At 71.1% G+C, this 11,911-nt stretch carries 11 protein-coding genes; 6 read left to right on the forward strand and 5 right to left on the reverse strand.

All coding sequences use genetic code 11. The features are described from left to right. Window positions 1–16: 16 nt before the first annotated feature. Window positions 17–730 carry a TetR/AcrR family transcriptional regulator gene (locus ACIRP7_RS16820; RefSeq protein ID WP_403659268.1) on the reverse strand — a complete coding sequence of 238 codons (714 nt, stop codon included), beginning with the start codon at window positions 728–730 and terminating at the stop codon, window positions 17–19. 63 nt (window positions 731–793) lie between these two features. Between ACIRP7_RS16820 and ACIRP7_RS16825 the strand changes: the two genes are divergently transcribed. Next, window positions 794–1,732, forward strand: a complete 939-nt coding sequence (locus tag ACIRP7_RS16825; RefSeq protein ID WP_403659271.1) for an ATP-binding cassette domain-containing protein — start codon at window positions 794–796, stop codon at window positions 1,730–1,732. Continuing rightward, window positions 1,729–2,511: an ABC transporter permease gene (locus ACIRP7_RS16830; RefSeq protein ID WP_403659274.1), complete on the forward strand. Its 783-nt coding sequence runs from the start codon at window positions 1,729–1,731 to the stop codon at window positions 2,509–2,511. Before ACIRP7_RS16825 ends, ACIRP7_RS16830 begins: the two co-directional genes overlap by 4 nt. A gap of 97 nt (window positions 2,512–2,608) precedes the next feature. Here ACIRP7_RS16830 and ACIRP7_RS16835 read toward each other — a convergent pair whose 3' ends face one another. The 3 genes from ACIRP7_RS16835 to ACIRP7_RS16845 form a co-directional block, all read right to left on the reverse strand. Continuing rightward, a complete protein-coding gene (locus tag ACIRP7_RS16835) occupies window positions 2,609–2,878 on the reverse strand; it encodes a hypothetical protein (RefSeq protein ID WP_352390887.1) in 270 nt (89 codons plus the stop codon). Window positions 2,879–3,004: 126 nt separating this feature from the next. After that, the gene (locus ACIRP7_RS16840) at window positions 3,005–3,829 is read right to left on the reverse strand and encodes an anti-sigma factor domain-containing protein (RefSeq protein WP_403659278.1); all 825 of its coding nucleotides are present in this window, start codon (window positions 3,827–3,829) and stop codon (window positions 3,005–3,007) included. Further along, window positions 3,826–4,368, reverse strand: coding sequence for a sigma-70 family RNA polymerase sigma factor (locus ACIRP7_RS16845; RefSeq protein ID WP_403659281.1), 543 nt, complete (start codon window positions 4,366–4,368; stop codon window positions 3,826–3,828). The genes ACIRP7_RS16840 and ACIRP7_RS16845 overlap by 4 nt, the downstream gene beginning before the upstream one ends. Window positions 4,369–4,574: 206 nt before the next feature. Between ACIRP7_RS16845 and ACIRP7_RS16850 the strand changes: the two genes are divergently transcribed. The 4 genes from ACIRP7_RS16850 to ACIRP7_RS16865 all read left to right on the forward strand — a co-directional run bounded on the left by ACIRP7_RS16850 (window position 4,575) and on the right by ACIRP7_RS16865 (window position 11,043). Then, entirely contained in the window at window positions 4,575–6,110 is a 1,536-nt protein-coding gene (locus ACIRP7_RS16850) for a DUF4331 domain-containing protein (RefSeq protein WP_403659284.1), read from the forward strand. 98 nt (window positions 6,111–6,208) lie between these two features. Next, window positions 6,209–7,708, forward strand: a complete 1,500-nt coding sequence (locus ACIRP7_RS16855) for a tetratricopeptide repeat protein (RefSeq protein WP_403659287.1) — start codon at window positions 6,209–6,211, stop codon at window positions 7,706–7,708. Beyond that, window positions 7,705–9,348, forward strand: coding sequence for a sulfite exporter TauE/SafE family protein (locus ACIRP7_RS16860; RefSeq protein ID WP_403659291.1), 1,644 nt, complete (start codon window positions 7,705–7,707; stop codon window positions 9,346–9,348). Before ACIRP7_RS16855 ends, ACIRP7_RS16860 begins: the two co-directional genes overlap by 4 nt. Window positions 9,349–9,453: 105 nt before the next feature. Continuing rightward, window positions 9,454–11,043 carry a serine/threonine-protein kinase gene (locus ACIRP7_RS16865; protein ID WP_403659294.1) on the forward strand — a complete coding sequence of 530 codons (1,590 nt, stop codon included), beginning with the start codon at window positions 9,454–9,456 and terminating at the stop codon, window positions 11,041–11,043. A gap of 7 nt (window positions 11,044–11,050) precedes the next feature. On the opposite strand, the gene ACIRP7_RS16870 is transcribed toward ACIRP7_RS16865, so the two are convergent. Further along, a complete protein-coding gene (locus ACIRP7_RS16870) occupies window positions 11,051–11,845 on the reverse strand; it encodes an SGNH/GDSL hydrolase family protein (RefSeq protein WP_403659297.1) in 795 nt (264 codons plus the stop codon). Between the last annotated feature and the right edge of the window lie 66 nt (window positions 11,846–11,911).

Genomic DNA, 11,911 nt, shown 5'->3' on the forward strand with positions numbered 1-11,911 from the left:
AGGTCCTCCAGGTCCTCTAGGTCCTGGGCTCGAAGCCGTCCAGGACCCGCTCCAGCATCCGCTCGAACACCGCGTCCAGATCGATCGGCCCCGCGTCCTCCGTGAACGACGCCGCCAGCCGCGGATACGCCCCCGACGCCACCTGACTGCCCAGGTACGCGATCCGCACCGCGTTCTCCTGCTCCTGCGACCACGGCAGCGACCGCACCCGCTCGGCGGTGGACAGCTCGTTGGAGACGTACGTCGTCACGCAGCCGTTGAGCATCGCGACCAGCTCGATCTTCGTGCCGTAGGGGGCCTCCAGCGGATCGAGGCAGGCGAGGCAGTGCTCCAGATAACGCAGGGCGTTGGGGCTGAAGCCGTACGCCCCCGACATGAGCCGCGGCATCCAGGGGTGCCGGTGCATCAGCGCCTTGGTCTGGCGGGCGTTGCGCAGCATGTCGGCCCGCCAGTCACCCGTGGGCTCGAACAGCTCGTGCTCCCCGCCGACCGCGTCCACCATCAGCTCGTGCAGGTCCTCCTTGCGGGGGACGTAGTTGTACAGCGACATCGTCCCGCAGCCCAGTTCGGCCGCGACATGGCGCATCGACACCGCGTCCAGCCCCCCGGCGTCGGCCAGCCGCACCGCCGCCGCCGCGATGTCCGCCCTGGTGAACGCGGGTTTCGGGCCACGTCCCGTGCGCTCGGGACGCGTCCAGATCACTTCGGGTACGGCCGCTCGGCGCGCCATCGATCATCACCTCGGCCACCATCCTAGTTACGTACAGCGTACGTAGTGCGCTATGGTCACCCCATGACTTCTACGTACGCTGTACTTAGTGAAGGTCTGGAGAAGCGGTTCGGGGAGGTCCATGCCCTGCGCGGTCTCGATCTCGCCGTGCCCGCGGGCACGGTCTGCGGGCTCCTCGGCCCCAACGGCGCCGGCAAGACCACGTCCGTACGGCTGCTGACCACGCTGCTGCGGCCGGACGCCGGCTCCGCGCGGGTCGCGGGACACGACCTCGTCCGGGAACCGGAGGCCGTACGGCGCGCCATCTCCGTCACCGGGCAGTACGCGTCGGTCGACGGGGACCTCACCGGGCGGCAGAACCTCGGGCTGTTCGCCCGGCTGCACCGGGTGCGGGGGCCGGCCGAGCGGGCCGCCGAGCTGCTGGACCGCTTCGGGCTGGCCGGGGCCGCCGACCGGGCCGCGGCCACCTACTCGGGGGGTATGCGCCGCCGCCTCGACCTCGCGGCGAGCCTGATCCGCCGCCCGGAGATCCTGTTCCTCGACGAGCCGACGACCGGTCTCGACCCGGCCGGCCGCATCCTCGTCCAAGACGCCGTGCGCGAGCTGTCGGCGGACGGCACGACCGTGCTGCTGACCACGCAGTACCTGGAGGAGGCCGACCAGCTCGCCCACGAGATCGCCCTGGTGGACAAGGGGCGGGTCGCACACACGGGTTCACCGGCCCAGCTCAAGGCGCTGATCGGGGCGTACGTCGAGATCGCCGTGGCGGACGCGGACGTCCTGGTGACGGCGGCCGGCGTGCTCGACCGGCTCACCGGAGGAGAACCGTCGCTCGACCGCGAGCGCAACTCGGTCGGCGCGGTCACCCGGGACACCACCCTCACACTGCCCCGGCTGGTGCGTGAACTGGACGCGGCGGGAGTGCCGTTGCTGGACGCGAGCATCCGGCCGCCGACCCTCGACGACGTCTTCCTGCGACTCACCAAGGAGCTTGCGGTATGAGCACGCTGACCCACGACGGCACCGCGATGCTGGGCCGTCAGCTGCGGCGGGTCCGGAACAACCCGGGGCTGCTGATCCTGACCCAGACCATGCCGATCACCATGCTGCTGTTCTTCGGCTACGTCTTCGGCAGCGCGCTGGCGATGCCGGGCGAGCAGTACCGGTCCTTCCTGGTGCCGGGCCTGCTGGTGGCGACGGCCGCGAACGGGATCATGACCGGGATGTTCCAGGCGGCCCAGGACGTCCACCGGGGCGTGACGGACCGGCTGCGGACCCTGCCGATCAGCCGGGCGGCCGTGCCGCTGGGACAGTCGGTCGCGGACGTGGTGGTCACCGCAGCCGGGACGGTGCCGTTCCTGCTGGTGGGGCTCGCGGTGGGCTGGCGCGTCGAGGGGTCCGCGCTGCAAGCGGTGGGTGCCGCCGGGCTGTTGCTGCTGTTCCGGTTCGCGACCACCTGGATCGGCATCTTCCTCGGCCTGCTCACCCGCAGCGAGGAGGCCGCGGGGCAGCTGGGCGGAGCCACGTTCATCCTGCCGCTGCTCTCGAACGCGTACATCCCGGCCGAGGGGCTGCCCGGGTGGCTGCGCGCCCTCGCCGAGTGGAACCCGATCAGCGCGGTGACCACGGCCCTGCGGGTCCTGTTCGGGAACGCCCCCGTGCCGGAGGGGGCCGCCTGGCCGGTGGCGCATCCGATCGCCGGGTCGCTGATGTGGTGCGGGGTGCTGCTCGCGGTCTTCGCGCCGCTCGCCGTACGGAGGTACGCACACGGCGAGGGGTGAACGCCTCTTGCCGGGAGGGGAGTTCGGTCACCTGGATCGTGCTGCATGCCGTGGGGACGACGGGCAGGATCGCAGCACGATACCGGGCGGCGAGGGCTCAGTGTCCGCCGAACAGCGAACGGCGCAGTCGGCGCAGTGGCGCGAACAGCGAGACACGGCGAACCCGCGCACCCCTGTCACTGCGCTCCTGCTTGGTGCTGTCACGCGCGGTCAGCTCGCGCATCAGTGACGTCGCCTCGGCCGCCTCGCGCTGCGGGACGGCAGGTCCCGACAGCACCGAGAGATGGCGGTCGAGGCGCGAACTGGTCGCGCTGCTCCCGCAGGTGATCGCAGGGACCCTCGCCCTGCGCACTGTTATCTGTTCCATGTCACTCCCCACCCGTACGAGTCCACCCGGCCCGGGCAGGGTAACCCTATCGCCCCGTCGGGGCACACGTGTATCGGCGTCACAGGATTCACCTTCCCCGCAAGGGTGTTGACGACCCCTCCATGATTACTCTCCGAATCCTGCCGATTTCAGGGCGAGTTGGACAACCGGCTGGGTAGTGGGCTGTGGTGATCCCCCGTCGGGCTCGACCGTCACAGCGAGTGATGTGGCGGACTTGTCGAGTCCGCTCGCGACCAAGGGCGTGTCGGCGGCGAAGAGCCCGAGGGAGCGCGGTTGCTCGTTGGGGCGCATGAGCCACAGTTGACGCACGCGGCCGCTCGGGGGCGCCTCGTACCCGCTCAGGGTGACGACCGCGCGTCCTTCGGACGCGGAAGCGATTGCCGCGATACTGCGACCCTGTGGGTCCTGCCCCCGGGTCGCCCGGGCGTCCGCGGCCTGGAGAACGTGGGCGATCTCACTGGCCTGGGCCTTCTGCGCGTCCAGTTGGTCCTGGGTCCGGTTGGCCTGGACGGCGAACAGGGTGGCGACGACGAGGGCCGCGGCCGCGGTGGCCGTCGCGAAGGGCACGAACAGGGGACGCCTCCGACGCTGCCTGGGCGGCGGCTGGGCGCCCCAGACATGCGGCGGCAGCTGCGACCTGCGCGCGCGGGCCGGCTCCGGCCGCGCACGGGCCGGTTCGGGCCGTACGGCGGGCTCCTGCGGGATGGTGCGTACGGCGGACAGCACCCGGTCGCGCATCGCGAGCGGTGGCGGCGCGGCGGCCGACCAGGCGAGCCGTGCCGCGTCCTCGGACAGGGCACGCACGTCCGCCGTACAGCTGTCGCAGTCCTTGAGGTGTCGCTCGAAGCGGGCCCGTTCGGCGGGTTCCAGCGCGTCGAGGGCGTACGGGGCCGCGAGGGAGTGGAGGTCTTCCTGGCGGAAGAGGCTCATGCCGCACCTCCCAGGCACTCCCGCAAGCGGGTCAGTCCGTCACGCATCCGCGTCTTCACCGTCCCCAGCGGCAGGCTGAGCCGCTCGGCCACTTCACGGTACGTGTAGCCGTCGTAGTAGGCGAGGGTGACGGACTGGCGCTGGAGGTCGGTCAGACGCTCCAGGCACCGGCGCACCCACTCGCGCTCGAGGCCCGCCTCCACCTCCTCGGTCACCTGGTCGAAGGCAGGGTGATGAGACCGGCGTGCCTCGCGCTGGTCGCGTTCACCGGCCGCGCGGGCGCTGCGCACCCGGTCGACGGCACGGCGGTGCGCGAGGGTGAGGACCCAGGACAGCGCGCTGCCCCGGCGCGGGTCGAACCGCGCGGCGGACCGCCAGCATTCGAGCAGCACTTCCTGCGACACCTCCTCCGACTGCGCCGGATCACGCACCACACGCCGTACGAGCCCGAACACCGGCCCGGCGACGAGCCCGTAGAGCTCCTCGAATGCCCTCTGGTCCCCTCCCGCCACGAGCATCAGAAGCTCGTCCGCCTCCAACTCGCCGCCCCCTCCCGCAAACCCGCACCTGGGCCGTCCCGTCCCACGAGGTACTCGCAACGCACACACCTCCGTATGGGGTTACGGATCAGAAGGCCGAAAACGCGGGTCGAGCAGCAGAAAAGAAGTTTTGAGATTCGACCAATCCGGCCCGCCCACCACTCCGAATCACCGGCGTCAGGCAAGTTGGACTGAGGACGGACGGCATGACACCTATCTCCAGGAACGGCTCGGGACGCAGCAGCCTTGCGACCCTCATCTGTGGCGCGCTGGCCGCCGGTGGGCTCGTAGCCGCCGGCGTGGCCACGCTGGAACCCGGGGCGGCCTCCGCCTCCAGTCACCGGGAAGCCCCGCTGATCTCGGGCGACCCCCAGTACGACAACACGGACGTGTACGCGTTCGTCAGCCCCGACAAGCCCGACTCGACGACGATCGTGGCCAACTGGATCCCGTTCGAGGAGCCCGGCGGCGGCCCGAACTTCTACCAGTTCGCCGAGGACGCGCAGTACGACCTCCACATCGACAACAACGGTGACGGCCAGGGCGATCTGCTGTACCGCTTCACCTTCAAGACGCATGTGAAGAACAAGAAGTCGTTCCTGTACAACACGGGCGTGGTCGAGAGCCTCGACGACCCGGACCTGAACGTCACGCAGACGTACGACATCGAGCTTTTCCAGCTGAAGAACCAGAAGGTCAAGTACAAGACGAAGATCGCGGACGACGTCCCGGTGGCGCCGTCGAACGTCGGCAAGGCGTCCATGCCGAACTACGAGAAGCTGCGGGACCAGGCGGTCTACAAGCTCCCCAACGACTCGGCGTCGTTCGCCGGCCAGGCCGACGACCCGTTCTTCGCCGACCTGCGCGTCTTCGACCTGCTGTACGGCGGGAACCTCACCGAGGTCGGCAACGACACGCTCAAGGGCTACAACGTCAACTCGATCGCGCTGCAGGTCCCGACGGACATGATCGCCGAGTCCTCGCACCAGCCGATCGTGGGGATCTGGTCCACGACCCAGCGCAGGAACGCGCAGGGGTACTACTCGCAGGTGTCGCGCCTGGGCAACCCGCTCGTCAACGAGGTCGTCAACCCCCTGAAGGACAAGGACAAGTTCAACGCGTCCTCGCCGTACGACGACGGCCAGTTCCTGAAGAACGTGACCAACCCCGAACTGCCGAAGCTCATCGAGGCGATCTACAAGATCCCCGCCCCGAAGGAGCCCCGCAACGACCTCGTGGACGTGTTCCTCAAGGGTGTGAAGGGGCTGAACCAGCCCCCCTACGTGCGGCCCGCGGAGGAGCTGCGCCTCAACACGTCCATCAAGCCCACCGATTCTCCGAAGCGGCTCGGTGTGCTTGATGGCGACAACGCCGGGTTCCCGAACGGGCGTCGGCTGACCGACGACGTGATCGACGCCTCGCTCCAGGTCGTCGAGGGTGAGCTGGTCGGGTCCAAGAACGACCTCGGTGACGCGGTCGACAAGAACGACAAGGACTTCGAGAAGTCGTTCCCGTACGTGGCGCTGCCGACCGAGGGATCCCGTGGGCCGCTGGCCAAGGGCACGACCTCGGGCAACGACGTCCGCAACCAGCTCGGCGACGCGCTGTCCCCGGCGGGTGCCTCCGGCTCCGGCGACAACATGTCCCTGATCGCCGGGTCCGCGGGCGCGGGTGCGGCCGGAATCGTGCTCATCGGAGCGGCGCTCATGTGGTGGCGCCGGATGCGGCGGCGGGCGTACTAGGCCCTACCGGCCCCTTTACCGGCGCGGCCTGCACGTACTCATCCCCCACGGTGCAGGCCGCGCCCCACACACGATCACGATCTGACGAGGAGAGGGCAATGTCCGGCTCTACGACCGACAGCGCACCCGAGAACGAGCACAACGGAACGTCGGAGACCGTGGCGCCCTCTGCCCATGAGCCCTCTGCCCAGGAGACCTCAGCCCATGAGCCCTCTGCTCAGGCCGACGAGGAGAAGGCCGCCGCCGTGCGGCGGGTCTCGGAGGCCGGGCGGCGCTGGCGGGCGGCTCAACTCGCCGGGTGCGCGGCCCTGTTGGCCGTCGCGCTGACAGGAGGGTCGATCGCCTTCGGGGCGCTGCGGGACGGTGGTACCGCGACCGTCGCCAGTTCGTCGTCGGCACTCTCTCCCGGCCTCATGGCGAGTGGGGACCTCGACGCGGGCATCAGGGCCATCCAGGCCCATCTGCGCGCCCAGCCCATGGACTTCGGCAGCTGGGCCACTCTCGGACTCGCCTACGTCGAGCAGGCCCGGACCAAGGGGGACCCCTCGCGGTACCCGCAGGCCGAGCAAGCCCTGCAGAGGTCACTGGAGTTGGAGCCCGACAACGACCAGGGACTCACCGGTCTCGCCGCCCTCGCCGCGGCCCGGCACGACTTCAAGGGCGCCCTCACGTACGCCGACAGGACCCTGAAGCAGAACCCGTACAACGAGCGGGCCCTCTCCTCCCGGATCGACTCCCTCGTCGAACTCGGCCGCTACGCCGAGGCGTCGAAGGCCGCCGACCTCGCGGACGAACGCCGTCCCGGCATCCCGGTGTTCACCCGCTACGCCTACGTCCACGAACTGCGTGGCGACGTCCGCACCGCCCGCACCGTCCTGGAGCGGGCCCTGTCGACCGCGACCACCCCGGGCGACATCGCCTACGTGGCCAGTGCACTGGGCCAACTCGCCTGGAACCAGGGCGACTACGACACGGCCCTGACCGACTACGCCCGCGCCCTCGCCGCCGACGACGCCTACCTCCCGGCGCTGGAGGGCAGGGCCCGCGCCCAGGCCGCGAGCGGGGACCGCGCCGCCGCGATCAAGGGCATGGAGGCCGTCGTGGCCCGGTATCCGCTGCCGGGGCCGCTCGTCGCGCTCGGGGAGCTGTACGAGGACCGGGGCGGTGACGGCGACAAGGCGAAGGCGGGCGACCAGTACGCGCTCGTGGACGCCTGGACGGCCCTCGCCCGCGCCAACGGCGTCAACGCCGACCTCGACACCGCCATGGCCGCCGCCGACCACGGTGACAAGGCCGCCGCCCTGCGCGCCGCCCGCGCCGAGTGGGCCCGCCGGCACACCGTGCACACCGCGGACGCCCTCGCCTGGGCCCTGCACGTGAACGGCCGGGACAAGGAGGCCCTGCCGTACGCCCGCCAGGCCACCGCGACCGGCTACCGCAACGCGTCCTTCCTCTACCACCGCGGGATCGTCGAACGCGCCGCGGGCGACGAGAAGGAGGGCCGGAGCCTTCTCCGTTCCGCCCTGAAGCTCAACCCAGGTTTCTCCCCCCTCGGCGCCCGCGAGGCCCGCAAGGCTCTCAAGGAGGCCTCCGAGTGAAGCCCCGCCGTCTGTTCGCGTCCCTCACGGCCGTCCTGACGGCGGCTTGTGCGCTCGCGCTGCTCCCTTCCAGCAGCGCGAGCGCCCACCCCCTCGGCAACTTCACCGTCAATCGCTACGACGGTCTCGTCGCCGCCCCCGGGCAATTGCGCGTCGACCACGTCGAGGACCTCGCCGAGATCCCGGCCACCCAGGCCAAGCCGGACATCGAGAAGCTCGGCATGACCGAGTGGGCCGCCCGGCGCTGCCAGAAGGCGGCGGAGGGCGGCAAGGTCACCGTCGACGGCCATACGGCCGCTCTCACCGTGCGGACCAGCCACGCGCGCGTGCGTCCCGGTCAGGCGGGGCTCGACACCCTGCGGGTGGAGTGCCGGCTGACCGCCCCGCTGCCCGAGGACGCCACCGTCACGCTCGGCTTCCACAGCGCGGGCACCGACTCCGGGCCCGGCTGGCGCGAGATCACCGCGCGCGGCGACCGGATGACGCTCACGAGGTCGGACGTGCCCACGAAGTCGGTCTCGAACGAACTGACCACCTACCCGCGGGAATTGCTCTCCTCACCCGCCGACACCGTGACCGCCGCCCTGCGCGTGCGGCCCGGTGGAGCCGCCCTCGGTGAGGAGCGGTCGGACGCCCCCGCCGCCTCCGTACTGCCCCGTGGCGCCGACCGCTGGACGCGCGCCCTGGACTCCCTGGTCGCCCGGCACGACCTCACCGTCGGCTTCGCGGCGCTCGCCCTGCTCATCGCGGTCGTCCTCGGCGCGATGCACGCGCTGGCCCCGGGACACGGCAAGACCCTGATGGCCGCGGTCGCCGCGGCCCGTGGCGGCAAGGCCCGGATGAAGGACGTCCTGCCGCTGGCCGCCTCCGTGACCGTCACCCACACCCTGGGCGTGGTCGCCCTGGGCCTCCTCGTCACGGCCGGCTCGGCGGCCGCGCCCTCGGTGATCGCGTGGCTGGGCATCGCGAGCGGGGTGATGGTGACCGCGGCGGGCGTCACCCTGCTGCGCCGGGCCCTGCGCACCCGCGCGCCCCAGCACGGGCACACGCACGACCACCCGCACCCCACCAAGAAGCCCGAGGAGCGCGAGCTGGTCCTGGTCGCCGCCCACACGGAGACCGCCCGGGCGACGGCGGAGGCGCACCCCCACACGCACGACCACGACCACGACCACGGGCACACCCACGATCACGGGCATCCGCACCCTCACGACCACGACCACGACCACGACCACGCCCACTCCCACGCCCTGGAACACACCCACGGCGGCTTCACCCACACCCACGCCGTGGCCCCCACCCTCCGCGGCACGCTCCTCCTCGGCTTCGCCGGCGGTCTGGTGCCCAGCCCCTCCGCGGTCGTCGTGCTCGTCGGTGCCGCCGCGCTCGGGCAGGCCTGGTTCGGACTGCTGCTCGTCGTGGCGTACGGCGTCGGGCTGGCCCTGACCCTGACTGCGGCCGGATTCGCCGTCGTCAGGCTGGGCAGTGGAGTCACACGGCTGCTGGACAGGCGCCCCCGCCTGGCCGCGAGCCCGATGACCGCGCTGGTACGCAGGACCGCGCCCCTGATGTCGGCGTTCGTCGTGGTGGCTCTCGGGGCAGGATTGGTGCTCAAGGGGGCGGCATCCGCACTCGGCTGAGCTACTTTTGTACAGAAATGACGCGTACGGAAATGACCCATACAGAATTCACGCGCGACATCATGCGGAGTGGAGATTTCGCCCGGATGCGAATGGGGGACGCCCGTGTCCGAAGAACCGGGCAGTGAACGAGTGATCGCGGGCCGCTACCGCCTCCTGTCCCCGCTCGGCGAGGGCGGCATGGGAACCGTGTGGCGAGCCCGCGACGAGGTGCTGCACCGCGAGGTCGCCGTCAAGGAGGTGCGCGCGCCGCACGGGCTGGCGACCCACGAGGTGGAGCGGTTGTACGCCCGCCTGGAGCGCGAGGCGTGGGCGGCGGCGCGGGTCGCCAACCGCAATGTGGTGACGGTCTACGACGTGGCCACCGAGGACGGCCGCCCGTGGATCGTCATGGAACTGGTGCGCGGCATCTCGCTCGCCGAACTCCTGGACGCGGAGGGCCCGCTCAGCCCGCAGCGGACCGCGCACATCGGCGCCGAGGTGCTCTCCGCGCTGCGCGCCGCGCACGAGGCCGGGGTGCTGCACCGGGACGTGAAGCCCGCCAACGTGCTGCTGTCGAACGACGGCCGCGTGGTGCTCACCGACTTCGGCATCGCCCAGGTGGAGGGCAGTTCGGCGCTGACGATGACCGGCGAGGTCATCGGCTCGCCCGAGTTCCTGGCCCCGGAGCGGGCGCTCGGCCGCACGCCGGGCCCGGAGTCCGACCTGTGGTCGCTGGGCGTGCTGCTGTACGCCGCCGTCGAGGGCAACTCCCCCTTCCGGCAGAACACCCCGCTGAGCACCCTGCGCGCGATCGTGGACGAGGAGCTGCCGCCGCCGTACCGGGCCGGTCCGCTCACGCCGGTGATCGAGGGGCTGCTGCGCAAGGATCCCGCGGAGCGGCTGCCAGCCGACCGGGCGGAGCAGGAGCTGCGGATCATCGGGGCGGGTGGCACGCCCCGGGCGGACGCCGTGCAGGCGGGGCCGTACGCCCCGACCGTCGCGGCACCCTTCCCGCAGGAGCCGTCGACGGCCCCGTACCGGCCCGCGCCCACGCCGACCTCCACTCCCACCGCGCGCTCCCGGCCCCCGGAGCGCAATCGCCGTGCGGCCGTCGTCCTGGTCGCGGGCGTGCTGGCCCTGGCGCTGGCGATCGCGGGGCTGACGTACGCGCTGCTGAACCGCGACAACGGCGACCCGAACGGGGCGACCGCCAAGGACAGTGGCCCGGCGGTGAGTTCACCCGCGCCGACCACCTCGGACGAGCCCAGCGACACCCCGTCCCCGTCCCCGAGTCCGAGCAAGAGCACCACGAGCGCGCCCCCGCCGCAGTCGGTGGACGTCTCGCTGACCGGCTCGCACACCGACTACGCAGGCAGCTGTCCGCCGGACAAGTCCGCGGCCCCCACCTTCACGGTCACGCTGACGGTCGGCCGGCTCCCGGCGACGGTGACCTACCGCTGGGTGTCGAAGAACGGCTCGGTGAACGGCAGTTGGAAGACGCTCACGTTCCCGGCCGGTGGCGGAAAGACGCAGCAGGACAGGCGGTTCGTCACCACGCAGGACACCAGCGGAACGTTCCAGGACACCATCAGCGTGGAGGTCCGCGACCCCGTCGAGAAGACGTCCAACTCGGTCCCCTTCTCGCTGACCTGCGTGGCGGAGACCCCGACCGGCACCGACACCGGCGAGGCCTCCCCCACTGCGTCCCCGTGAGGGGTGATCAGGCCGCGCTGTTCAGGACCGGGAGGTAGCCGCCGGACTGGCCGGCCGCGGTCGGGTGGTAGGACTCGCCGATGTTGAGCAGGTTGAGGCTGTGCAGCCAGGCGCTGCCGGAGCAGAGTTCGTGCCCGGTGAAGGCGGAGCGGACGTCGCCCCAGGCGAAGCCGTGGTCCGCGGCCCGCTTGGCGATCGCGGTGTCGAGGTAGTCGGCGGCGTCGTTGATCGCCTTCCGCTTGGTCTCGGAGAGGCCTAGGCAGGTGGCGCCGAGCTGGTAGAAGCGGGGGTAGCCGAGGACGACCACGTGGGCGTTGGGGGCCCTGCCGCTGATCTGTGAGTAGACGGTGTCCAGTTGGCCCGGGAGCGTCGAGTCGACGTACGCCTTCGCGGTGTTGATCCGGGAGAGGCAGGAGCTGTCGGACTGGAGCACACAGGTCGTCATGACGTCGGAGAAACCGGCGTCGTTGCCTCCGATGCTGATCGAGACGAGTGCGGTGGCGGAGCTGAGCGGGGTCAGCTGGTTCGCCAGAACATCACCCGTACGGGCGCCCGAGCACGCGGTGAACGCGAACGACGAGGGTGAGTGGGCGGCCGCCCAGAGGTAGGGGTAGGCCTTCGTGCTGCGCTTGCAGTCGCCGCTGGAACTGATGTAGCTGCCTGCGCCGACTCCCGAGGAATAGGAGTCTCCCAGGGCCACATACGGGCCTTCGGCGGCGTGGGCGGTGCCTGTCCCGGTGAGGACTGCGGCGAGGGCGAGGAGGAGTGAGCCGACGTATGCGGCAAATCGGGAACGTCTCATGGAACCTCCCTTTAGCAGGATCTCTGCCGTATCCGTCGTAGCAACGACACGTGGCGATGGGAAGTG

The sequence above is a fragment of the Streptomyces sp. NPDC102270 genome (assembly GCF_044766405.1).
GTDB lineage: Bacteria > Actinomycetota > Actinomycetes > Streptomycetales > Streptomycetaceae > Streptomyces.